The organism is Xanthomonas sp. BRIP62418, from assembly GCF_003993495.1.
In the GTDB taxonomy this organism is placed as follows: domain Bacteria; phylum Pseudomonadota; class Gammaproteobacteria; order Xanthomonadales; family Xanthomonadaceae; genus Xanthomonas; species Xanthomonas euroxanthea.
Genome location: NZ_QEZG01000019.1, coordinates 117447 through 139814, shown reverse-complemented (window position 1 = coordinate 139814; position 22368 = coordinate 117447). Strand labels below are relative to the sequence as shown.

The 22368-nt window shown below is 65.9% G+C and carries 19 protein-coding genes; 9 read left to right on the top strand and 10 right to left on the bottom strand.

Annotated elements, in window-relative coordinates:
* From aceA to EO174_RS00760, 3 genes are all read left to right on the top strand, one after another.
* Positions 1-1296 carry an isocitrate lyase gene (aceA, locus tag EO174_RS00770; protein ID WP_016902041.1) on the top strand — a complete coding sequence of 432 codons (1296 nt, stop codon included), beginning with the start codon at positions 1-3 and terminating at the stop codon, positions 1294-1296.
* A 309-nt stretch (positions 1297-1605) separates the two neighbouring features.
* Entirely contained in the window at positions 1606-2682 is a 1077-nt protein-coding gene (locus tag EO174_RS00765; protein WP_104583948.1) for a GGDEF domain-containing protein, read from the top strand.
* A gap of 3 nt (positions 2683-2685) precedes the next feature.
* Positions 2686-5346: a putative peptide modification system cyclase gene (locus tag EO174_RS00760; RefSeq protein ID WP_126941630.1), complete on the top strand. Its 2661-nt coding sequence runs from the start codon at positions 2686-2688 to the stop codon at positions 5344-5346.
* Here the strand turns inward: EO174_RS00760 and EO174_RS00755 are convergent.
* On the bottom strand, positions 5286-5624 hold the full coding sequence (locus EO174_RS00755) for an NHLP-related RiPP peptide (protein ID WP_104583946.1): 339 nt from the start codon (positions 5622-5624) through the stop codon (positions 5286-5288). The two genes, EO174_RS00760 and EO174_RS00755, sit on opposite strands and share 61 nt — an antisense overlap.
* 95 nt (positions 5625-5719) lie before the next feature.
* Here EO174_RS00755 and EO174_RS00750 point away from each other — a divergent pair, with 95 nt between their 5' ends.
* Positions 5720-6928, top strand: a complete 1209-nt coding sequence (locus EO174_RS00750) for a putative peptide maturation dehydrogenase (protein WP_104583945.1) — start codon at positions 5720-5722, stop codon at positions 6926-6928.
* Between the two features lie 151 nt (positions 6929-7079).
* Here the strand turns inward: EO174_RS00750 and EO174_RS00745 are convergent, their stop codons facing one another.
* From EO174_RS00745 to EO174_RS00730, 4 genes are all read right to left on the bottom strand, one after another.
* Positions 7080-9167, bottom strand: coding sequence for a S9 family peptidase (locus tag EO174_RS00745; RefSeq protein ID WP_126941629.1), 2088 nt, complete (start codon positions 9165-9167; stop codon positions 7080-7082).
* A gap of 102 nt (positions 9168-9269) precedes the next feature.
* Positions 9270-11297 (bottom strand): acetyl/propionyl/methylcrotonyl-CoA carboxylase subunit alpha, encoded by a 2028-nt coding sequence (locus tag EO174_RS00740; RefSeq protein WP_126941628.1) that lies wholly within the window; start codon positions 11295-11297, stop codon positions 9270-9272.
* A 239-nt stretch (positions 11298-11536) separates the two neighbouring features.
* Positions 11537-13147 carry a carboxyl transferase domain-containing protein gene (locus EO174_RS00735; RefSeq protein WP_126941627.1) on the bottom strand — a complete coding sequence of 537 codons (1611 nt, stop codon included), beginning with the start codon at positions 13145-13147 and terminating at the stop codon, positions 11537-11539.
* A gap of 10 nt (positions 13148-13157) precedes the next feature.
* Complete coding sequence (locus EO174_RS00730) at positions 13158-14321, bottom strand: isovaleryl-CoA dehydrogenase (RefSeq protein WP_126941626.1); 1164 nt, start codon at positions 14319-14321, stop codon at positions 13158-13160.
* A 128-nt stretch (positions 14322-14449) separates the two neighbouring features.
* On the opposite strand from EO174_RS00730, the gene EO174_RS00725 reads away from it, so the two are divergent.
* From EO174_RS00725 to EO174_RS00715, 3 genes are all read left to right on the top strand, one after another.
* Positions 14450-15070 (top strand): TetR/AcrR family transcriptional regulator, encoded by a 621-nt coding sequence (locus EO174_RS00725; protein WP_119129307.1) that lies wholly within the window; start codon positions 14450-14452, stop codon positions 15068-15070.
* Between the two features lie 86 nt (positions 15071-15156).
* Positions 15157-15531: a hypothetical protein gene (locus tag EO174_RS00720; protein ID WP_010370465.1), complete on the top strand. Its 375-nt coding sequence runs from the start codon at positions 15157-15159 to the stop codon at positions 15529-15531.
* Positions 15528-16055: an RES family NAD+ phosphorylase gene (locus tag EO174_RS00715; RefSeq protein ID WP_104583939.1), complete on the top strand. Its 528-nt coding sequence runs from the start codon at positions 15528-15530 to the stop codon at positions 16053-16055. Before EO174_RS00720 ends, EO174_RS00715 begins: the two co-directional genes overlap by 4 nt.
* 13 nt (positions 16056-16068) lie before the next feature.
* On the opposite strand, the gene EO174_RS00710 is transcribed toward EO174_RS00715, so the two are convergent.
* The 4 genes from EO174_RS00710 to EO174_RS00695 are packed head-to-tail and all read right to left on the bottom strand — an operon-like array spanning position 16069 to position 18995.
* The gene (locus tag EO174_RS00710; RefSeq protein ID WP_104583938.1) at positions 16069-16404 is read right to left on the bottom strand and encodes a DUF3325 domain-containing protein; all 336 of its coding nucleotides are present in this window, start codon (positions 16402-16404) and stop codon (positions 16069-16071) included.
* A complete protein-coding gene (locus EO174_RS00705; RefSeq protein ID WP_104583937.1) occupies positions 16401-18017 on the bottom strand; it encodes a PepSY-associated TM helix domain-containing protein in 1617 nt (538 codons plus the stop codon). Before EO174_RS00705 ends, EO174_RS00710 begins: the two co-directional genes overlap by 4 nt.
* Positions 18014-18325, bottom strand: coding sequence for a DUF3649 domain-containing protein (locus EO174_RS00700; RefSeq protein ID WP_104583936.1), 312 nt, complete (start codon positions 18323-18325; stop codon positions 18014-18016). The genes EO174_RS00705 and EO174_RS00700 overlap by 4 nt, the downstream gene beginning before the upstream one ends.
* Before the next feature lie 25 nt (positions 18326-18350).
* A complete protein-coding gene (locus EO174_RS00695; RefSeq protein WP_126941624.1) occupies positions 18351-18995 on the bottom strand; it encodes a DUF4198 domain-containing protein in 645 nt (214 codons plus the stop codon).
* A 281-nt stretch (positions 18996-19276) separates the two neighbouring features.
* Between EO174_RS00695 and EO174_RS00690 the strand changes: the two genes are divergently transcribed.
* Both EO174_RS00690 and EO174_RS00685 read left to right on the top strand, forming a co-directional pair.
* Complete coding sequence (locus EO174_RS00690) at positions 19277-19795, top strand: c-type cytochrome (RefSeq protein ID WP_016902056.1); 519 nt, start codon at positions 19277-19279, stop codon at positions 19793-19795.
* A 385-nt stretch (positions 19796-20180) separates the two neighbouring features.
* Positions 20181-21899 (top strand): ExeM/NucH family extracellular endonuclease, encoded by a 1719-nt coding sequence (locus EO174_RS00685; RefSeq protein ID WP_126941623.1) that lies wholly within the window; start codon positions 20181-20183, stop codon positions 21897-21899.
* 24 nt (positions 21900-21923) lie between these two features.
* Here the strand turns inward: EO174_RS00685 and EO174_RS00680 are convergent, their stop codons facing one another.
* On the bottom strand, positions 21924-22310 hold the full coding sequence (locus EO174_RS00680) for a MerC family mercury resistance protein (RefSeq protein WP_115675662.1): 387 nt from the start codon (positions 22308-22310) through the stop codon (positions 21924-21926).
* Positions 22311-22368: the final 58 nt, after the last annotated feature.

The following is a 22368-nucleotide window of genomic DNA, read 5'->3' as shown; positions in this document are numbered from 1 at the left end:
ATGAGCAGCACACTGCAGACCGCCGAACAGATCCAGCACGACTGGGCCAGCAACCCGCGCTGGGCCGGCATCACCCGCAACTACACCGCCGCCGATGTGGTGCGCTTGCGCGGCACCGTGCATGTCGAGCATTCGCTGGCGCGGCTGGGCGCGGACAAGTTGTGGAACGCGTTGCACGCCACGCCGTTCGTCAATGCGCTGGGCGCGTTGACCGGCAACCAGGCGATGCAGCAGGTCAAGGCCGGGTTGAAGGCGATCTACCTGTCCGGCTGGCAGGTCGCCGCCGATGCTAACCTGGCCGGACAGATGTATCCGGACCAGTCGTTGTATCCGGCCGACTCGGTGCCGGCGGTGGTCAAGCGCATCAACAACACCTTGTTGCGCGCCGATCAACTGCATCACGCCGAAGGCAACGACGACATCGATTTCCTGCAGCCGATCGTGGCCGATGCCGAAGCCGGCTTTGGCGGCGTGCTCAACGCCTTCGAGTTGATGAAGGCGATGATCGAAGCCGGCGCGGCCGGCGTGCACTTCGAAGATCAATTGGCATCGGTGAAGAAGTGCGGCCACATGGGCGGCAAGGTGCTGGTGCCCACCCGCGAGGCGATCGAAAAGTTGAATGCCGCACGTCTGGCGGCCGATGTGCTGGGCGTGCCCACGTTGCTGATCGCACGCACCGATGCCGAGGCGGCCGATCTGATCACCAGCGACGTGGATGCCAACGACCAGCCCTTCACCACCGGCCAGCGCACCGTCGAAGGCTTCTTCAAGACCCGCAACGGGCTGGATCAGGCGATCAGCCGCGGACTGGCCTACGCGCCGTACGCGGATCTGATCTGGTGCGAGACCGGCAAGCCGGATCTGGAATTTGCCCGCGCCTTCGCGCAAGCCATCCATGCCAGATTCCCCGGCAAGCTGCTGGCCTACAACTGCTCGCCGAGCTTCAACTGGAAGAAGAACCTGGACGACGCCACCATCGCCAGGTTCCAGACCGAGCTGGCGAGCTATGGCTATAAATTCCAGTTCATCACCCTGGCCGGTTTCCACGCCCTGAACTACGGCATGTTCAACCTGGCGCACGGCTATGCCCGCCGCCAGATGAGCGCCTTCGTCGAGTTGCAGCAGGCCGAGTTCGCGGCGGCCGAGATGGGCTTTACCGCGGTCAAGCATCAGCGCGAGGTGGGCACCGGCTACTTCGACGCGGTGACGCAGGCGATCCAGCAGGGTCAGTCGTCCACCACCGCGCTGCGTGGCTCGACCGAGGAAGAGCAGTTTCACGGCGAAAAGGCGGCCTAAGGCAGCGTATGGGGCGACGGGGCGGCCGCCCGGCGGCCGCGGGGTGGTTCGGAGCGTGCGGTCGACGCCCACCGGCAGGCCCGTACCAGCACCGCGAAACTACGCCGGCATCGCTCGTGGTCTGTCACAGATGGCCGGCAGGCCGCTGCCGGGAGGGGGATGGGCTCGGAGAACCGAGCCCATTTTTGTTGCCGATACCCGTCATTTCGTCTCGAGCGCTGTGAGAACGAGTGTGACCTGGTACTGAACAAAACGCTGCTGTACGATGCCAGGGCAGGCCGGCGCTGCAGGTCGGTCTAAGGGATTTGGATGACGTGCCATAACACTGCCGGCGCAGTAGAGCCGACGGGGAGCGTTGCAAAGACGCTGTCGGACGGGCTGCATGCGCTGATGACTGCCCAGGAGCTGGCGTTTTTCGCCCGCTTCGGGCGTGCCCGCGAGTTGGCGGCCGGCCAGGCGCTGTTCGAGCGTGGGGCGGTGGGCACGCAGATGTTCATCGTGGTCAGCGGCCAGATCGATCTGGATTTCGGCGAAGACCTGATGCTCAAGCACCTGGGCCCGGGCGAATTCTTCGGCGAACTTGGCCTGCTGATCGGCGACCATGCGCGCAGTGCCGGCGCCACGGCATCCACCGACACCCGCCTGATCGAGCTGGCGCACGAGGACTTCCAGCGCCTGGTCGACCACGACCCATCGATGGTGGCGCATTTTCTGCGCCGCTCCATCGTGCGCGTGGTCAACAACGAGCAGTTGTTGATCCGCCAGCTGCGCCGCCGCAACCACGATCTGGAAGCGGCGCTGGACAATCTCTACGTCACCTCGCACCAGCTCAACCACACCGAAGAACTCAGCCGCACCGACGAGCTCACCGGCCTGCACAACCGCCGCGGGCTCGCCCTGCATCTGCAGGAATGCCGACGCGCCGGCAACGTGCCCGGCGTGGGCCTGATCCTGATCGATTGCGACCGTTTCAAGCGCATCAACGACGAGTTCGGCCACCTGGCCGGCGACCGCGTGCTGCAGAACGTCGCCCATGCGCTGCGTTCGGTGATCGCCGACGGCGACCTCGCCTGCCGGCTCGGCGGCGATGAATTCTGTGTGCTGGTCGCGCAAGGCACCCAGGAACTGCTGCACCACATCGGCGAATGCATCGTGCGCGCGGTGGAAGCGCGCCTGTGCAATGGCCAGAGCGAGCAGGGCTGCTCGGTCAGCCTGGGCTTGTGCATGATCGACCCCGATGCGGCATGGAACGATTGGTACACGCTGGCCGACAGCGCTTTGTACGAGGCCAAGCGACAGGGCGGCAACGTGCTGTGCATGCATGACACGCTGGCGTCGGGCCTCACGCCGCCATCCGGCAACGCCACCACGTCGGACAATCGCTGAGCAATGAGCGCCCGCGCCCACGCACGCAAGGATGCGTCGTCGGAAGCGATCCAGGCACCGCGCTTGCGTACCTTGTTGTTGACCGACCTGTGCGATTCGACCGCGCTGGTCGAGCGCATCGGTGACAACGCCGCCGCCGCGCTGTTTCGCGAGCATGATCGGCTGGTGGTCAAGCTGCAGCAGCAATGGCGTGGCCGGCTGATCGACCGTTCGGACGGATTGCTGTTGCTGTTTGATCGCCCCATCGACGGCCTGGGCTTTGCGCTGGATTACGCGCGGGGCCTCAAGGCGATGGGCGATGCCCGCGCGCTGACGCTGTGCGCCCGCCAGGGCCTGCACGTCGGCGAAGTGCTGACCTGGCGCAACAGCGACGAAGCGGTGAGCATCGGTGCCAAACCGCTGGAAGTCGAAGGCCTGGCCAAGCCCACCGCCGCACGCCTGATGTCGATGGCGCGGCCCGGGCAGATCCTGTTGTCGGCGGTGGCCGAGTCATTGACCCACCGCGCCGCACGCGAACTGGGCGACCGCGGCGAACGCATCCTGTGGAAATCCCACGGCCGCTGGCGCTTCAAGGGCGTCCCCACGCCAATGGAGATTTATGAAGTCGGCGAAGTCGGCCTGACGCCATTGCGCACGCCGAAGAATTCGGCGAAGGCCTGGCGCGATGTTCCGCTGTGGCGGCGGCCGGCGGCACTTCTGGCGGAGACGGTATTGGTCGTCGCTGTGTGTGTTTCGGTGTGGTTTTTCACCCGTTCCGAGCCAGCCATTGCGTTTTCCGAACGTGGGTGGGTGGTGGTCGGCGATCTACGTAATCTGACCGGCAACACATTGCTCGACAGTTCGCTTGATCAGGCGCTGCGCATCAGTCTGGAACAGTCGCGCTATGTCAATGTCCTGAGCGATATGAAAGTGCGCGACACCATGGCCCGGATGAAGCGTGATCCGGATCGCGTGATCGTCGATCGCGCCATCGCCTCGGAAGTGGCGCTGCGTGATGGTGCCAGCGCCGTGTTGCTGCCGACGGTCGCCGAGATTGGAGGCAAGCTTCGTTTCAGCGTGGAGTTGGTGGATCCACGTACCCAGACCACGGTCTACTCGGAGTTTGTACAAGGCGATGGCTTGCCATCGGCACTGTCCTCGGTGGATCAGGTCACCCGTAAGCTCAGGCAGGGCCTGGGTGAGGTGGTGGCCTCGATAGACAAGAATTCTGTGCCGTTACCCGCTGTGACCACCTCCAGCCTGGATGCACTGCGGGCGTACGCCCTGGGAGTCGATGCAACGGTGAAAGGCCAATGGAAAGAAGGTCTGGAACTGTTCGAGCGCGCGGTGGGAATAGATCCGGAGTTTGCGCTCGCGTATCTGGGCGCGGCACGCATCAAGGTGGCGGTCTCCGATCGCCGTGGCGCGCTCCCGTATTTGGAGAAGGCAATTCGTTTCCGCCAACGTTTGCCCGAGCGCGATCAACTGTATCTGGATGCATGGGCGTCCGAGCTGCTTGCACCCGACAAGGCACTGACGCTGTGGCGAACGTTGGGCTCGCTCTACCCGGACAATTTTGCCGGTACCGCCAATGCATCGTGGCACCTGTTCGTTGCCAATCGATTTGCCGAGGCGCTGCCGTATGCGCAGGCGGCTGATGTTCCGCAGGACCCGCTGCGCGCGATTGCGACTGATCGAGTTGGACGTATTTTGCTGGCGCAGGGAAAGGCAGAAGCGGCTCTGCAGCGCTTTTCCGCTCCCGGTGATGCCGATCGCGCCGGCCCGCTCCGTCGTCAAGCGAACGCGCTTGCGGTGCTGAATCGTCATGCCGAAGCGAAACAGGCACTCGACAGGATCGTTGAGAAAGGCTATGCCAACGATGATGTGGTGCCCTTGATCGATCGCACCAGCATCGCGATCGATCAGGCCGACTGGACCGCCGCACGCGCAGCAATCACACAAGGCCTGAGGCGCAGCAGGCAAGGCGACGATTTCAACCATCGCCAATTCTCGGTCATTGCGCTGACCACCGATGCATTGGGCGACCCATCCCTGTCGACAGCGGCAGCGCTCAAGCCGACGTTTGATCGGCTGGTGTCCGCAGTCATCGACGATGGATCGGCAACGGTAAACCTGCAGGACAATGCCGCAATGGTGCTGATCCTGGCAAGCCAGGCGCAGCGGGCCGGCGATGACAGTCTCACCGTTCGCGCGCTTGCGGCGATCAAGCCGGCACTTGTGCATGAAACGCCGGTGCTTGCCGAACTGCGCGCCATTGTCGAAGCCCAGCAGCTGGCGCTGTCGGGCGACCGCGCGGCCGCCATCGCGCGTCTGCCAATCAGGGACGACGATCTTTTCCAGACGCGCGTGACGCTATACATGCTGCTGCACGAAAGTGGTCGGCACGCTGAAGCGTTGCAGCAAGCACGTTGGCTGTATCTCCATCGTGGGCGTGCATATATAGAAGCAAATGCGTCGCAAACGCTGCAGCCGCTCAATGTTGCCGATACACGTCTGGCGCAGCTTTGGATGGCCGAGTCGCTGCATGCACTCGGCCATACCCAGCAGGCGCGCGAACAGGCGCAGGCATTCGTGCGCGCCTGGCCCGTACCGGGCCTGCCTGCTTACTTACGCAGCAGGGTAGAGCGCATGCTGTCCGATTCGAAGGCGAAGATGACGGTGTGATTGGCTTTTTCGGTCAAGTAGCTTTGCAGCTCGGCACGAGCCGCTGCAATGTCCTGCTTGGACGCGAGCTGACTGGTCGTCATGCAGTAATAGGCCTGTCCTGCGCTGGGGGCGGCATTGTCGGCGCTCACGCCAGGTGCACCGATCCGGGCAAGCGCCTGCGCCGGATTGCATTGAAAGCAGTCGCGGAAGTCGTCGTCGGTTGCCAGTAGCTCCAGCAGCTTGTCGGCGGTGGATGCATCAAACGGAAGATGGGTGTGGGGGGCGGAGTCGGTCATGGTGTGTCTTGCCTGGAGAGTGAGGGTCTGTGGTGTTGTATGACATGGGACCTGACACAATATCGACCGTGCTCATGCGTCCTTGAGATGTTCCTATGCAAATTCGTCGCTGTACCACGTTGTTTTTTGAGCTGCGCGACGATGCGGTGTTTGATCTTGCACGATTGCTTGCCGGTGGAGATGGCGTGAATCGCCGCACACGATGGCTGGCGCTGGCGCCTCATCTTGATGGAGATGTGGAGGTTTCCAAGGACGAGCGCGAGTGGTTGGGCGGGTTGAGTCCCTCGCGCTGGCATCGCATCGATCAGATGCAGCCCTTGCCGTTCCAGGTGGAGCGTTTGATCGAGCAAGGTCTTGTGGTCAGCGATCAACCAGAACACGTTCAGCATCGCCGCAACGACGAGTGCGTGCAGCAGCAGCGTTGGTGGCCGCTAGCCGCGTTGTGGCATCGATCGGCGCGCTGGCGCGGCGAGGACAGCGTGGCGACGATGGAAGCACACGGCCTGACTACTGCGGAAGGCATGGTCGGCCGACTGGGCGCCCCCCCAGCAGAGATCGTAGACCGAGGCGAGGGGGGCATCGAAGCGCGCATTGCCTTGCCACGGTCAACCCCGGGCACGTTCGATGAGCTGCTGTCGCGTCGCGTCACCTGTCGCAACTTCGATACGCAGCGTCCACTGTCACACAGCTTGCTTGGCCAGATGCTTGAGCGCAGCGTCATGGCAAGTGCGCGGATCGAAGTGGGGCACGACACCGCATTCTTGAAGAAACCGGTGCCCTCGGGAGGCAGTCTCCATCCCACCGAAACCTACTTGCTGGTCCAGCGTGTCGAGGGAATGACGAGCGGTCTCTATCACTATCGCCCTGTCGATCATGCATTGCAGCCATTGCAGTCGCCACCACAGCCGCTTGCGGAGTTCGCGCGTCGCGCTGTGTCCGGGCAGCACTGGTTTGCCGATGCGCCGGTGCTGGTGATCCTGGTGCCGCGGTTTTTACGTAGTTTCTGGAAGTATCGGAACCACGCCAAGGCCTACCGCGCGATGATTCTGGATGTCGGCCATATTGCGCAGACGCTGTATCTGAGCGCGACCGACCTGGGCCTGGGCGCATTTGTCACCTCGGCAATCAACGAGGTGGATATCGAACAGGCACTTGGCCTGGACGGCCTGCAGGACGGCCCGCTCGCCATCTGTGGGTTCGGTTGGCGGGGCGAGGAAATGAACAACACCGAGTTGGATCCCGGTGGGGCAGTGTGGCCGGCTGGTCTTGATTCAGAGGCCGCCAAGGACATCGCCCCACATTAGCGAGCAACCAAGTCAGGCATCTTCCTGTCTGAATCGCTGGGCGGGAATGCCGGCGTGGCGGCGCGTTGGAGAACATCGATACAGCCGTCGTCGCTCGTCTTTGCAGGCGAGCGCCGACGTAGATGTAAAGCAAGCCACCGCGCAGACAGACCTACCGCCGAATCGCCTGCGTATGCGTCTTCAATGCTTCGCTCAGGCCGTTCACCTTGTCGGCGCCTTCCGGCACGGTGATGCTGGAGCCGGCGAGGTCGTCGCCGATCGATTGCACCCGGCCGCCCAGGCACTGGCCCAGGAACCCCTCGGTCACCGCGTTGAAGGCCTTGCTGTTTTCCGGGCGCCGGAAGCCATGGCCTTCGTCCGGGAACAGCACGTAGGTGACCGGAATGTTCTTGGCCTTCATCGCGTTGACGATCTGGTCGCTCTCGGCCTGTTTGACGCGTGGGTCGTTGGCGCCCTGGCCGATCAGCAGCGGCTTGCTGATCTTGTCGACATGGGTGAGCGGTGAGCGGTCGGTCAGCCACTGCTTGCCGGCGTCGGTGGCCGGGTCGCCCATGCGTTTGGTCAGCTGCTTGTAGAAGCTGGCCCAGTACGGCGGCACGGTGCCGAGCAGGGTGTTGAGGTTGGCCGGGCCGACGATGTCCACGCCGCACTTGAACGCGTCCGGGGTAAAGGTCAGGCCGACCAGCGTGGCGTAGCCGCCGTAGCTGCCGCCCATGATCGCCACGTCCTCGGGCCTGGTCACTCCTTGCTTGACCGCCCATTGCACCGCGTCGAGCAGGTCGTCGTGCATCTTGGCGGCCCACTCGCCGTTGCCGGCGTTGGTGAAGGCCTTGCCGAAGCCGGTGGAACCGCGGAAGTTCACCGCCAGCACCGCATAGCCGCGATTGGCCAGCCATTGCTCATACGGCCCGTAGCCGTAGCTGTCGCGCAACCACGGGCCGCCATGCACGAACAGCACCAGCGGCACCGGCTTGTCGGCCTTGCCGTCGTGATTGGCATCGGCCTCGGCGGGCAGGGTGAGATAGCTGACCAGCTTGTGGCCGTCGCGGGCGGTCAGTTCCTGCGGCCACATCGGCACCAGCGGCTTGCCGTCGAGCGCGGGGCGGGCGGAGAACAACTTGGTCAGCTTGCCGCCGTCTGCACGGTCGTAGCGGTAGTAGGTCAGCGGTGTTTCCGCCGCCGAATACCCCACGATCCAGATGCGATCGTCGAGCGTGCGTGCGGCAACGCTGGCATCGCCGCTGCCGAGCGACTTGAGCTTGTTTAGGTCGGCAGCAATGCCGTTGTCCAGCGCCGTCCACTCCTCGCGCAGGTAGTCGGTGGACACGGCCTGCACCACGCCGGTCCTGGGGTCGTTCAAGGTGGCGCCGACATCGGTGCGCGGGTTTTCGAACAGCAGCGTGCGGGCGTTGCTGGCAGTGTCGATGGCATACAGCGCTGCGGTGTCGCGATTGCGCGAATCCTGCATGTACAGCGTCTTGCCGTCGTCGGTGAGGCCGTCGGGCGAGGTGTTGGTGACATCCTCGAACGGGATGCGGTCCACGCTCTTCCAGCGCTTGCCGTCCGGCACCAGCAGCTCCCTGCCCGCATCGTCGGTGGCACGCGTGGCATAGCGCAGCTGGTAGTTGCCATCGAGCAGGTAGGAATCCAGGCTGTCGGTGTTCTGCTGCACCAAGCTGCGCTTGCCCGAAGCCAGGTCCACCCGATACAGGTCATGCCATTTGGGGTCGCGGTCGTTCATGCCGACCATGATCGAGTCGGGATGCTGCGCGCTGACGCGATACACCTCGGCGTTGGTCTTCTTGAACGGGGTGAGGTCCTTGCTGCTGCCATCGCTCAGATTCACCGAGAACAGATGGAAGTCTTCATCGCCACCGTTGTCGCGCAGGTACAGCAGCGTGTTGGGTTGATAGGTCCAGAAATAATTGCGGATGCCGCGCGCGGTGTCCCTGGTGATCGCGCGCGCCTGGTCCGGTGCATCCACCGGGGCGACCCAGACATTGAGCACACCGTCCAGCGGCGCGACCCAGCTGAGGTACTTGCCGTCCGGGCTGATGCTCACGTTCGCCCGCTCCGGGTTGCCGAACAGCGCATCGCGGGTGATCAGTTCGGGCGGTGCCGCGGGTGCCGCAGCAGCAGCCGGGGCCGGCGTGGCGGCCTTGTCGGTGGCGGGCGCGGTTTTATCGCTGCAGGCAGACAGCGCGAGCAGCATGCTGGAAACAAGAAGCAGGCGTTGCATGGAGGTCTCCGGTCGTGAGCGCGGCCATTCCAGCCGCTTTCCTCACGCTAGAGCCAAGGTCCATCCCTGTGGACGTGCCGTTGGTCACGCTGCGAGGCGCCGCTACGCAGACGCGGACACGAATTCCACCAACGCGACACCCTCGGCAACCAGTTCGCCTTCTGCCACCAGATACGCCGACACCGTGCCGTCGCTGGGCGCGTGCAGGGTGTGCTCCATCTTCATCGCTTCGAGCACCACCAGGGCCTGCCCGCGGGTGACCGGCTGCCCTGCGGGGGCGACCAGCGACACGATGCGACCCGGCATCGGTGCGGTCAGGCCGCCGGCGTCGTGCGCGGGCTGATCGGCCTCGAGCAGCGCGTCATGGTGGCGGAAGCTCGCCCGCTGCGTGGCATCGCGCAATGTCAGTGCATTGCCGTCGCGCAGGGCCTGCATGCGCCATTGCCGGCCATCCATTTCCACGCGCAGTGCCCCGTCCTGTACGTGGTAGCGCAGCGTGTGGGTGTCGCCCGCGCACGTCACCTGCCAGCCATCGTCAAGCGGGCGCACGCCGAACTGGCGGCGCTCGCCTGCGGCTTCCAGCGTCATGGTGTGCGCCGCATGCGCGCCGATGCGCCAACCATCGGTGTGCTGCCAGGGCGAAAACGGGTCGGCTGGATCGGCGGCGGCCTTCGGCAACGCTTCGGCGATCAACGCCGCTGCCAGGCACCACCAGGCAGTGGCCGGACTCACCGCATCGGGAAACAGCACTGCCTGCTCGCGTTCGATCAGTGCGGTATCCAGATCGGCCGACGCAAACGACGCCGTGCCGATCAGGCGCGCAAGGAACGCGCTGTTGGTGGTGACACCCACCGCATGGAACTGCGCCAGCGCCTGGCGCATGCGTGCCAGTGCGGCGGGGCGATCCACATCCCACACGATCAGCTTGGCAATCATCGGGTCGTAGTACGGGCTGATGCTGTCGCCTTGCTCCACGCCGGCATCGATACGTACATGCGCGCTTGCTGCGGGAAACTGCAACTGGTGCAGCGTGCCGGTGGAAGGCAGGAAGCCGCGGTCGGCATCTTCGGCATACAGGCGCGCTTCCAGCGCATGTCCATGGATGCGCAGTTCCTGCTGACGCAGCGGCAGCGGTTCGCCCGCGGCAACACGCAATTGCCACTCGACCAGATCGGTGCCGGTGATCAACTCGGTCACCGGGTGCTCGACCTGCAGCCGGGTGTTCATTTCCATGAAATAGAAATCGCCATCCGGGCCGGCAATGAACTCCACCGTGCCGGCGCCGACATAACCCACCGCGCGTGCGGCATCCACGGCCGCCTTGCCCATGGCGGCGCGACGTTGTTCGCTCATGCCGGGGGCGGGCGCTTCTTCCAGCACTTTCTGGTGCCGGCGCTGCACCGAGCAATCGCGTTCGAACAGATAGACGACCTCGCCCCGGGTATCGCCAAAGACCTGAATCTCGATATGGCGCGGCCGCTCGACGTACTTTTCCACCAGCACCTGCGCATTGCCGAATGCCGACTGCGCCTCGCGCTGGCAGCTGGCCAATGCTTCTTCGAATGCCGCGCTCGCATCCACCCGGCGCATGCCCTTGCCGCCGCCGCCGGCGCTGGCCTTGATCAACACCGGATAGCCGATCGCGTCGGCCTGTGCACGCAGGAAGGCCGGCGCCTGTTCGTCGCCGTGGTAGCCAGGCGTCAGCGGCACGCCAGCGCGTTGCATCAGCGCCTTGGCCGCGCTCTTGTCGCCCATCGCGCGGATGGCTGCCGCCGGCGGGCCGATAAACACCATGCCGGCCTGCGCACAGGCACCGGCAAATGCTGCGTTTTCCGACAGAAATCCATAGCCGGGATGGATTGCCTGTGCGCCGCTCCTGCGTGCCGCATCCAGGATCGCATCGCCACGCAGATAACTCTGCTGCGCCGGTGCGGCACCGATATGGATCGCTTCATCGGCCAGCCGCACATGCCGCGCATCACGGTCGGCATCCGAGTACACCGCCACCGTTGCGATGCCGAGCTTGCGGCAGGTGGCGATGACGCGGCAGGCGATCTCGCCGCGATTGGCGATCAGGACCTTGTCGAAATACGGCTGTCTTGCTGCGGCGGTGGAATCGCGCTGGGTCATGGCAAGGGTCTCTGCACCCCGCCATGGCGGCGGGCACTGCGATGGAAAAACGGCTGCACGGAGTACGCGGGACACAATGCGATGGCCGACGCCGCACTGCGCGAACGCAACTCACTGCTTGAATCAGGCAACGTGCGCGCACTCATGCACTGCTCCAGGCAACACGCGGCACTGCGCGTGCAGGTGCACGCGCAGTGCCAGGCAATGAAGAGCCGCACATACAAGCGGGCATCACCATCTCACATCCGGAACACGCCGAAGCGTGTCGGCTCGATCGGTGCATTCAACGCGGCCGACAGCCCCAGCCCCAGCACGCGACGGGTGTCGGCCGGGTCGATGATGCCGTCGTCCCACAGGCGCGCGCTAGCGTAATACGGATGGCCCTGCTGCTCGAACTGGGCACGGATCGGTGCCTTGAACGCATCCTCTTCCTCGCCCGACCAGGCGCCACCCTTGGCTTCGATACCGTCGCGGCGCACGGTGGCCAATACGCTGGCGGCCTGTTCCCCGCCCATCACACCGATGCGCGCATTCGGCCACATCCACAGGAAGTTCGGCGAGTACGCACGGCCGCACATGCCGTAATTGCCGGCACCGAAGGAGCCGCCGATCACCACGGTGAACTTGGGCACCTTGGCGCAGGCCACCGCCATCACCAGCTTGGCGCCGTCCTTGGCGATGCCGCCATGTTCATATTTGCGCCCGACCATGAAGCCGGTAATGTTCTGCAGGAACACCAGCGGAATGCCGCGCTGCGTGCACAGCTCGATGAAGTGCGCGCCCTTGAGCGCGGACTCGGAAAACAGGATGCCGTTGTTGGCGATGATGCCGACCGGGTAGCCATGCAGATGCGCAAAGCCGGTGACCAGGGTGCTGCCATAACGCGGCTTGAATTCGTCCAGCTGCGAGTCGTCGACGATGCGGGCGATCACTTCGCGCACATCGAAGGGCTTGCGCGTATCGGCGGGAATCACGCCATACAGCTCGTCGGCCGCATAGCGCGGCGGCAGCGGTGCCTGCAGGGCCAGCGATGCCGCCGGCTTGCGCCAGTTGAGCCGGGCGATGATGGCGCGCACGCGTGCCAGGGCCTGCAGGTCGTTGTCGGCGAAGTGATCGGCCACGCCGGAGATGCGCGTATGCACATCCGCACCGCCGAGTTCTTCGGCACTGACTTCTTCGCCGGTGGCCGCTTTGACCAGCGGCGGGCCGCCGAGGAAGATGGTGCCTTGCTCGCGCACGATCACCGTTTCATCGCTCATCGCCGGCACGTACGCACCGCCAGCGGTGCACGAGCCCATCACGCAGGCGATCTGCGGAATGCCGCTGGCCGAGAGATTGGCCTGGTTGTAGAAGATGCGCCCGAAGTGGTCGCGGTCGGGAAACACTTCATCCTGCAACGGCAGGAACGCGCCGCCGGAATCGACCAGGTAGATGCATGGCAAGCGGTTCTGCTGGGCGATTTCCTGCGCACGCAGATGCTTCTTTACCGTCATCGGGTAATAGGTGCCGCCCTTGACGGTGGCGTCGTTGGCCACGATCACGCATTCCACCCCGGACACCCGTCCGATGCCGGCCACCACACCGGCGCATGGCACCTGATCGTCGTACATGCCGTGTGCCGCCAGGGGCGCGATTTCCAGCAAGGCGCTGCCCGGATCCAGCAAGGCATCGATGCGCTCGCGCACCAGCAACTTGCCGCGTGCGGTGTGCTTGGCACGCGCGGCATCGCTGCCGCCCAGCGCGGTCTGCGCCAGCGTGCGGCGCAGATCCTCGATCACCGTGCGCATGGCCGCAGCGTTATGTTGGAAGCTTTCGCCGCTGGCCTGCAGCTGGCTGGTGATCACGCTCATGGTGGCTCCGTCAGGCGGTGCGTTCGAACAGCTCGCGGCCGATCAGCATGCGTCGGATCTCCGAGGTGCCCGCACCGATTTCGTACAGCTTGGCATCGCGCCACAGGCGCCCGGTGGGGTAGTCGTTGATGTAGCCGTTGCCGCCCAGCACCTGGATCGCCTGGCCGGTGAGCCAGGTGGCTTTTTCGGCGGCGTAGAGAATCGCACCGGCCGCATCCTGGCGCGTGGTCAGCCCCGCGTCGCAGGCGCGCGCCACTGCATACACATAGGCGCGGCAGGCGTTGAGCCCGACGTACATGTCTGCCAGCTTGGCCTGCATCAACTGGAAGGTGCCGATCGGCGCGCCGAACTGCTTGCGCTCGTGCACGTACGGCAGCACCACATCCATCGCGGCGGCCATCAGGCCCAACGGGCCGCCGGCCAGCACCACACGCTCGAAATCCAGGCCCGACATCAGCACACGCACGCCACCGTTGAGCGTGCCCAGCACGTTCTCGGCCGGCACTTCGCAATCGCTGAACACCAGCTCGCAGGTGTTGGAGCCGCGCATGCCCAGCTTGTCGAGCTTCTGCGCGGTGGAGAATCCCTTCATCCCTTTTTCGACGATGAAGGCGGTGATGCCGCGTGCGCCGGCGTCCGGGTCGGTCTTGGCGTATACCACCAGCACATCGGCGTCCGGGCCGTTGGTGATCCACATCTTGCTGCCGTTGAGCACATAGCGGTCGCCGCGCGCATCGGCGCGCAGCTTCATCGACACCACATCCGAGCCGGCGCCGGCCTCGCTCATCGCCAGTGCCCCGACGTGCTCGCCGGTGCACAGCCTGGGCAGGTAGCGCTGTTTCTGCTCGGGCGTTGCGTTCTTGCGCAGCTGGTTGAGGCACAGATTGGAATGCGCGCCGTACGACAGGCCGATCGCCCCGCCGGCCCGCGAGATTTCTTCCATCGCCACCACATGTGCCAGGTAGCCCATGCCGCTGCCGCCATATTCTTCCTCCACGGTCAGCCCGAGCAGGCCTTGTTCGCCGAACAGGCGCCACAGCTGGGCGGGAAAGACATTGTCCTGATCGGCCGCGGCCGCGAGCGGGGCAATATGGTGGCTGGCAAAGGCCGCCACGCTTTCGCGCAGCAGATCAATGTCTTCGCCAAGCGCAAAATTCAGGGACGGCACGTGCATGGAGCGACTCCGCAGGGATCGGGATGTGCCGGGTGGGAGCGGGCAGGCCGCACGGCGCTTGTGCGCAGCCTAGCGGTCCGCAGTGAAAAAGTGAACTAAAATTCAACTATTGAACCAAGAATCAGACCATGGCTTATCGACGCTCCGCCCTGATGGAAGAACGCCTGGCCGGCAACCGCGAACGCATCCTGCACGCGGCCCGTGCCCTGATCGCCGAAGGCGGCTACCGCAACGCGCCGGTGACCGCCGTCGCAGCTGCCGCCGGCGTGTCCACCGGGCAGATCTATCGTCATTTCCCGTCCAAGGCCGAGCTTTTCGTGGAAGTTCTCAACGAAGCGGTGCAGCGCGAGATGACCATCCTGCGCGCCATCGCCACCACCCAGGCCAGTGCTGCCGAGCGCCTGCGCACTGCGATCGCCACGTTCGTGCGGCGGGCCCTGGCCGGCCCCGCGCTGGCGTACGCCTTCATTGCCGAGCCGGTGGAAAGCGAGGTGGATGCCGAGCGCATCCGTGGCCGACGCCTGTTCGGCGAGGTGTTCCGCCAGTTGCTCGCCGAAGGCGTGGCGGCCGGTGAGTTCCCGCAACAGTCGCTGGACGCGGCGGCGGCGTGCATCGTCGGCGCCTTCACCGAGGCCCTGGTGGGACCGATCGCCCCCAGCCGCAGCGATCCGCAGCAGGGCGAGCAGCTGGTCGAGGCGATCTGCGGGTTCTGCCTGCGCGCGGTGGGCGCGCGGCAGCCGGCGGTCTGACAGTGCACTGACCGGGCGTGCTGCTGGGCTATGCCGAGGCAGGTAACTGTGCGTATACTGTGCACCCGCCCTGCCGGAGTCGTGCAATGGTCGCCGTTCTCAATCCCCTGGCCCTGACCGAACGCCTGCGCGTGCCGGATCGCACCATCCTGTCGCCCTCGGCCATGGCCGGCCTGCTGGATCTGTCGCAGCAGGAACTGGCCGAGCTGGCCGGTGTGCATCGCAACAGCCTGCGCGTGCATCCGGAAAGCCCGCGCGTACAGGACCTGCTGCGCAACCTGTCGCGCCTGCTGGTGGCGATGACGCAAGTCCAGCCGGACGAACGCCAGGTGGTGTTCCATCTCAAGAACACCCCGATTCCGGCGTTCGAGTTCGCCACCCTGCTGGAAGTGGTCAAACAGGGCCGCACCGATGATGCGCTGACCTATCTGCGCACCGTTGCCGCGGGGGCCGCCGGTTGAAGCTGAGCGCTCCGGCGCACTGCACGCTGTATCGCGCCTTCACGCCGCGCTGGGCTGCCGAACCGTTGAGCGGCGCCGGTGCGGCACGCTCGGGCGGGCGCTTCAATCGCTTTGGACAGCCGGCCCTGTATCTATCGCTGCAACTGGAGACCGCCGCAGCCGAATACGCGCAAGCGGCGCTGTTCCTGCCGCCATTGACCTTGGTCAGTTATGCCGCCGATCTGCCGGCGCTGGCCGATCTGCGCCTGCTCGATGCGAGCTGGGATCCGCTCTGGGCCGACTGGACCGAGGACTGGCGCAAGGCGCTGGTCAACAAGATCGAACCGGTCAGCTGGGTGCTCGGCGACCTGCTGCGCGAGGCGCAGATTCCTGGCGTGATCTTTCCCAGCATGGCGCTGCCGGAGGGCATCAACGTGGTGCTGTTCATTGACATGCTGCAGCCCGAACACGTGTTGCGCGTGCTCGACGACGGTCGCCTGCCGCGCGACGGGCGCAGCTGGGGCGATCCGCCGATCGTGGCGTAGCGACGGACGTCCTTCACCCCACCAACAGCTGCAGCGCACCCGCCAGCAGCGGCGCGGCCACTGCCGTGGGCAGGATCAATCCACGCCGATACGGCAGCAACCACAGCGACAGCAACGCGGCAGCGCCGGTCAATGTGCCCAGCCACAGCACCGGGCCGACGCCCCAGCCTTGTGCGTGTACCGCCAGGCCGAAGGTGAGCAGCACCAGCAGCCAGCCCAGCACGCGCAGTTGCCGCGAGCGCGCCGCGCCCAGCGTGCGACCCGTGACGTCCTGCTGATGCTTGTCCATCGCCAGGCACAGCGCGGCGAATCCGGAAAAATTCAGCGCCAGCAGCAGCCACACGCTCATGCGCTTTCCTGCAGCGGCACGCTGCCCTGCGCAGGCGCGGCGGCAGTGGCGCGTGCGCGTCGCGCCGATGCGGCTTGCGGTGCCTTCCACTGCTGCAGGCGCCAGCCCGCCACGCCCAGCGACATGCCAAGGAACAGGCAGACCAGATCGACCCCGGCCAACATCCATTGCCCGGCCGGCAGCGTCACGCCCAGATGCACATCGGTGGTGATCGCATTGACCACCGGCACCAAGGCGAACAAGGCCGCGCCCAGATACAGCTGCCAGCTCCACATCGCGCGCCGTGGCCACACGAACGCCGCCAGCAATGCAGCGGCCCATGCGGCAAAGAACAGGTTGGCCTCCATCGCCGCGCGCGCCTCCAGGCTCACCGGCAACACCCGGTTGGCCCAGAAGAAACTGGCGAAGGCGATCGGCAAGCCGGCGACCGTGCCGATGTTGAGCGCATCCACCAGCCGCAGCCCGAAACCGATGCGCCCGGCCTTCAGGTGTTTGGGGCGTTCCTTCACCGCCCACATCACCACGCCGCTGGCCACCATCAGGCAACCGAGCAAGCCGGAGCCGAAGAACAGCGCGCGCATCCATGGCCCGGCGAAGTGGGCGATATGCAGGCCCACCATCACCCCGCGCGTCTGGCTGGCGCCACCGGGCGGTCCGCTGTGCTGCAGGCGCTGGCCGCTGACCGCATCGAACAGGATCGATGGCGCATTGGTGGACAGACGATCGGACACCTGGGTGACGCCGACCGCTGCGTGCGCATCGTTGGGCAGCGACACCGCCACGTTGCCGACCTCACCACCGCGCCAGTGGCTGCGCGCACGCGCCACGAATTGCTCCAGCGGCAGCATGCGCGCCGGGGTACCAGACGCTTGTCGCGTATCGGCGACCCGGTTGGCGGATTCTTCGTAGAACCGCATTTCGTTGTCCGGGTACTGCGCCTTGATGCCCCACGGCAGGTACATGAACATCAAGGTCACGATGCCGGTGTAGGTGATCATCGCGTGGTACGGCAACGCGGTCACCGCGCTGACGTTGTGGAAATCCAGCCACGAGCGCAGGCCCTTGCCCGGGCGGAAGGTGAAGAAATCCTTGAAGATCTTCTTGTGCGTGATCACGCCGCTGATGATCGCCACCAGCATGAACATCGCGCAGAAACCCACGATATAGCGCGACCACATCACCGGCAGATAATGCAGATCGAAATGCAGCCGGTAGAAGAATTCGCCGCCCAGGGTGTCGCGCGCGGCGATCTCCTTACCGGTGGCCGGGTCGATGATGGCGTTGCCATACATCTCGCGGCGACTGGCCGGTTTGCCATCGGTTGGCGCGGGGTTTTGCCAGTACATGCTGACCACCGGATTGCGCGCGTCCGGCAAGGTGATGTTCCAGCTCTGCGCATCGGCGGCATGCGTCTGCAGATACTGCTCGGCACTGCGCAGCGCGGTCGCGCTGCTCACCGTGGTGGTGGGCAGTTCCGGGCGCATCCAGCGGCTGATTTCGTCGCGGTAATAACTCGCCGTGCCGCCCATGAAGATCAACAGCAACACCCAGCCGACCAGCAGCCCGGTCCAGGTGTGCAGCCACGCCATCGACTGGCGGAATCCCTGCTTCATGCCACGCCCCATTGCAGCCATGCGGCCAGTGCGAACATCAGCGCCGCCGGCACGGCGATGCCGGCCCAGGCGCGCCACACGCTGGCGGTGGCGAAGGCCCATAGCGGCGCGCAGGCACACACCACGATGCCGACCAGCATGCTGGTCAGCACCGCTTCGCTGCGTGGCAGCGGCAACACCAGCGCCAGCAGCAGATTGGTGGCGCTGGCGAGCGCATAGCCGCCAAACATCGCCGCCAGCGTGCGTGCAAGCACGCCCAGCCAGGGGCGCCTGAACCAGGGAAGCGGCAGGGACGGTGCGGTAGCCATCGGATCGGCGGCGCGTGTGGCCGGCTTACTCGGCCAGGAAGGTCAACGTGCTGATGTGGTGGATCATCGCCACCTGCTTGCCGGCGATCTCACGCTTCACCGGCTCCTTGTTGGTGGCGACCAGGATGTGCCGGCCGGCGCGCAGCTTGGGCAGGGTCACCTGGCCGTTGGCATCGGAGGTCAGCGTCTTCTGCCACTTCTGCGGGTCGATCACCGTCACCTCGACCTTGGGCAGCGGCTTGTTGCGATAGAGCACGGTCAGCGTATTGCTGTTGGCAGCGGTGGGCACCAGCTCGAAATCGAGCTTGGCCGACGGCGTGGCGCGCCCGGCGCGTGCGTAGTAGCTCACCGTCTCGAAGCCGCCGGCTTCGCCCTTCCATGGCTCGAACACGCTGTCGTCGCTCAGCCACGCATCGCCGCTGCCGGACAGCGGCGCGGTGAGGAACGCGTTGCCGCGCTGCAGGGCGCCGGCCTTGCCGGCCGTGCCGAACACGGTCGGCTTGACCACGCGCTTGATCTCGTCTTCGCCATGGTCGAGGGTGTCCTGCGCCGGCTCGCCGAAGTAGATGCGCACCGGGCCGCTGCCGTCGCGCTCGATCCAGATCTCGTGGGCCTGGGCAGACAGGCTGATGCTGGCCAAGGCCAGGCAGGACAGCAGGAAGGACTTCATCGCGGCGACTCCTCGTAGGCGGGACCGGGCGAGGCGAGAACCGCGTCACCGTGGATTGATGGGAATGATACGCAATTCCCTCGAGCGAGACCAACGTGTCATGCGGCATTGCGGCAATTCATCCGCAGCTACAGACGGGCGCGCGGGCAAGAGAGACAGCGCGGCAGGGCGCAGCGCACACCGCAGGAATAACTGTCATGCACAGTGGCCAGACGGGCGCGAACTGTGCTCTATACTCCGGCGCTAGCAGAGGTCTTCGACCAACAGCCAGGGGTGAGCGCGTGCGGAATTACGACCTCGAGTTCCTGAAGAAATTCTCGATGGTGATCGGACTACTGGTGGTGATCACCCTGGGCCTGATTGCCCTGGCAGCCTATTTGCAACGCGCCATTCCCGACGAAGTCTCGCCCACCGCGGCCAAACGCGTGCAGCAACGCATCGCCCCGGCCGGCGCGGTCTATGCCGGCACCACCGGTGCGTCCGCACAGGCCGCAGCCCAGGCCGCAGCGCTGGCCAAGGCCGCCTCGCAGTCTGCCTACGGCGGCAGCACCGACGGCAAGACCATCTTCGACAACCTGTGCACCGCCTGCCACACCACCGGCGTGGGCAAGGCGCCGACGCTGGACCATGCGCATTGGGACGCGCGCATCGCCCAGGGCAAGGACACCTTGTACAAGCACGCGATCGAGGGCTACACCGGTCCGGATGGCGGCATCATGCCGCCCAAGGGCGGCAACCCGGCGCTGACCGAAGAGCAGGTGCGGGCCACGGTCGACTGGATGCTGAGCAATCTGAAGTAGGCCTCTAACGCAGCAAGCGCCTGGAACACGTGGCTGACACAGGCAGTCGGTGTGTGGCCAGGTGGCCGCATGCCGTACGCGGGTGCGTCGACTGGCAACCGCGAGGCCTGCGCGCACGGGAGCACGCTTTTTTATAGGCGGCAGGCATTGCGCGCGCGTTTGCGCTCGCTGCGCGACGTGCTTGCACGACGACGCCAGCCTTGCGCGACCGCCTCAGCGCCGTTGCTTTAGGGGAATACCGCAATTGCCGGCAGCTGTGCACCGGCCACGTCATCCACGCAGCAGCTGGTCGCCACTTGCAACGTTTTGCTAGCCTGTCACGGTTCTCACGCGCCGCCTTCAAGGCGGCGCCCGCAGGTGGCCCAGGTCTTTCCGGAGTGTGTCGATGTCGCGTTGCTCGCTGGTTGTGCTCGGTGTGATCGGTCTGTTGGTGCCACTGCTGGGCAGTGCCGCCGAGGGCGCGCCGCAACGTCTGTCCATCGCCGACGTCCAGGGCGAAGACACCCGTAGCCCCCACGACGGCCGTGTGGTCGACGTGGAGGGCATCGTCACCGCCGATACGCGCGTTGGCCTGGGCGGGCTGTTCGTGCAGCAGCCCGGCTTCGAGCCGCGGCGCTCGCATGGCCTGTTCGTCACCGGTGCCGGCAATGCCGAGGTGGCGGTGGGCGACCGCGTGCGCATCGTCGGTACGGTGCGCGAGGTGTCGGCAGGTGGCGAGGCGAGTCTGACCACGCTGGATGCCAGCAGCATCGAGCGGCTCGCCAGCGGCCAGCCGGTACCGGTGCGCATGCTCAGCGGGCCGCCGGCCAGCTGGGAAGCGCTGGAAGGCGAGCACGTGCGCATCGCCGCGCTGACGCTCAACGGCAGCGATCGCCTGGACGCCGACGGCGAGCTGGTCGCCGCCTTCGGCGGGCGCCTGTGGCAGCCCAGCGAAGTGGCCGCCGCCGGCACCCCGGCCTTTGCGCAGGTGGAGGCCGACAACGCCCGTCGCCGGGTGTTGCTGGACGATGCACGCAACGGCCGCAGCCCCAAGACGGTGGCCTATCTGCCGGCCGATCCGGCGCTGCGCACCGGCAGCCTGCTCAAGTCGGTCGATGGCATCGTCGACCAGCGTTACGACGGCAACTACCGCATCCAGGTGCTGACCCCGTTGACGCTGCCGGCCATGCCGACCGCGGTGGCGCCGCAGGTGGGCGGGGATCTGCGGATCGCCTCGTTCAATCTGGAGAACTTCTTCAACGGCAATGGTCGCGGCGGCGGCTTCCCGACCAAGCGCGGTGCGCGCACGCATGAGCAGTTCCAGGCCCAGCTGACCAAGCTGGTGTCCACCATCGTGCCGTTGCGCGCCGATGTGGCCGCGTTGATGGAGCTGGAAAACGACGGCAATGGCGCCGATGCGGCCGTGGCGCAACTGGTCGCCGCGCTCAACGCGGCCGGCACCGACAAGGACTGGCAGTTCGTGGACACCGGCAGCGGCCCGGGCGATGACGACATCCGGGTCGGCATCGTGTATCGCAGTTCCCAGGTCACCCCGGTCGGCAAGCCGGCCACGCTGACCGGCGGCCCGTTCGACAGCCATAGCCGGGTGCCGCTGGCGCAAGCCTTCCGCAGCACCCGCGGGGCGACCTTCGTGGTGGTCGCCAACCACTTCAAGTCCAAGGGCTGCGGCAGCGCCAGCGGCGCCGATGCCGACCAGCGCGATGGCCAGGCCTGCTGGAACGCCACCCGTACCGAGTCGGCCAAGCGCCTGCACCAGTGGCTGCAGACCGACCCCACCGGCGCGCAGACCAAACTGGCCGTGCTGCTGGGTGACTTCAACGCCTACGCCATGGAAACCCCGATGCGCAGTCTGCGTGCCAGCGGCTGGCAGGACGCCTTCGCGGTGGCCGGCGTGAAGCAGCCCTACAGCTACGTCTACGACGGCATGAGCGGACGGCTGGATCATGCGTTGTTGAGCCCGGCGATGGCCAAGCAGCTGCGCGGCGCGGTGGAATGGCACATCAACGCCGATGCCAGCGACGACGCCGGCTACGCCAAGCGCAACCTGCCCGGCCCGTGGCGCAGTTCCGACCACGACCCGGTGTTGCTGGGCTTTTCGCTGTAGCAGCGCCGGTGGGCGGCCGTGCTCCTAGCGCGCGCACTTTCCATGCCGGCGACGTAGCCGCAGATTGACCAGGTGCGTGCTGGCCAGCAGCAGGCTGCCGGTCACCGTGACCGGGGTTTCCAGCGCCGCGCCGGCCACGCCGCTTGCGCCCAGGACCAGACCGGCCAGCCCGAAGACCGCCAGTGCCCATACCGGCGCAGGCAGTGCATGCCGGCGATGGCTGCTCCATAGCGCATAGCCACTCAGCGGCACGGCTGCCGCGGCGAACACCACATGCACCCATTCGGCCCGGCTCCACGCGCCCAGCAGCGGCAGCGCGGCGGCCAGCAATGGCAAGGCCAGGCAGTGCAGCAGGCACAGACTGGAAAGAGCGATGGCCGAGTTGTCCAGCACAGAAGCGGTAACGCGCATGGAGCGGGGTCCTGTCGAGTAAGTGTTATATAGTAACACTTCACTTCAGCCAGGCTCT

What these genes read in the sequence shown, in the direction of transcription:
- EO174_RS00735 (WP_126941627.1), bottom strand. Translation starts at nt 13,147, where the DNA reads ATGAGCGTGATCACCAGCCAGCTGCAGGCCAGCGGCGAAAGCTTCCAA.
- EO174_RS00720 (WP_010370465.1), top strand. Translation starts at nt 15,157, where the DNA reads ATGGTCGCCGTTCTCAATCCCCTGGCCCTGACCGAACGCCTGCGCGTG.
- EO174_RS00725 (WP_119129307.1), top strand. Translation starts at nt 14,450, where the DNA reads ATGGCTTATCGACGCTCCGCCCTGATGGAAGAACGCCTGGCCGGCAAC.
- EO174_RS00755 (WP_104583946.1), bottom strand. Translation starts at nt 5,624, where the DNA reads ATGACCGACTCCGCCCCCCACACCCATCTTCCGTTTGATGCATCCACC.
- EO174_RS00750 (WP_104583945.1), top strand. Translation starts at nt 5,720, where the DNA reads ATGCAAATTCGTCGCTGTACCACGTTGTTTTTTGAGCTGCGCGACGAT.
- aceA (WP_016902041.1), top strand. Translation starts at nt 1, where the DNA reads ATGAGCAGCACACTGCAGACCGCCGAACAGATCCAGCACGACTGGGCC.
- EO174_RS00680 (WP_115675662.1), bottom strand. Translation starts at nt 22,310, where the DNA reads ATGCGCGTTACCGCTTCTGTGCTGGACAACTCGGCCATCGCTCTTTCC.
- EO174_RS00705 (WP_104583937.1), bottom strand. Translation starts at nt 18,017, where the DNA reads ATGAAGCAGGGATTCCGCCAGTCGATGGCGTGGCTGCACACCTGGACC.
- EO174_RS00695 (WP_126941624.1), bottom strand. Translation starts at nt 18,995, where the DNA reads ATGAAGTCCTTCCTGCTGTCCTGCCTGGCCTTGGCCAGCATCAGCCTG.
- EO174_RS00730 (WP_126941626.1), bottom strand. Translation starts at nt 14,321, where the DNA reads ATGCACGTGCCGTCCCTGAATTTTGCGCTTGGCGAAGACATTGATCTG.
- EO174_RS00760 (WP_126941630.1), top strand. Translation starts at nt 2,686, where the DNA reads ATGAGCGCCCGCGCCCACGCACGCAAGGATGCGTCGTCGGAAGCGATC.
- EO174_RS00710 (WP_104583938.1), bottom strand. Translation starts at nt 16,404, where the DNA reads ATGAGCGTGTGGCTGCTGCTGGCGCTGAATTTTTCCGGATTCGCCGCG.
- EO174_RS00685 (WP_126941623.1), top strand. Translation starts at nt 20,181, where the DNA reads ATGTCGCGTTGCTCGCTGGTTGTGCTCGGTGTGATCGGTCTGTTGGTG.
- EO174_RS00740 (WP_126941628.1), bottom strand. Translation starts at nt 11,297, where the DNA reads ATGACCCAGCGCGATTCCACCGCCGCAGCAAGACAGCCGTATTTCGAC.
- EO174_RS00765 (WP_104583948.1), top strand. Translation starts at nt 1,606, where the DNA reads ATGACGTGCCATAACACTGCCGGCGCAGTAGAGCCGACGGGGAGCGTT.
- EO174_RS00700 (WP_104583936.1), bottom strand. Translation starts at nt 18,325, where the DNA reads ATGGCTACCGCACCGTCCCTGCCGCTTCCCTGGTTCAGGCGCCCCTGG.
- EO174_RS00745 (WP_126941629.1), bottom strand. Translation starts at nt 9,167, where the DNA reads ATGCAACGCCTGCTTCTTGTTTCCAGCATGCTGCTCGCGCTGTCTGCC.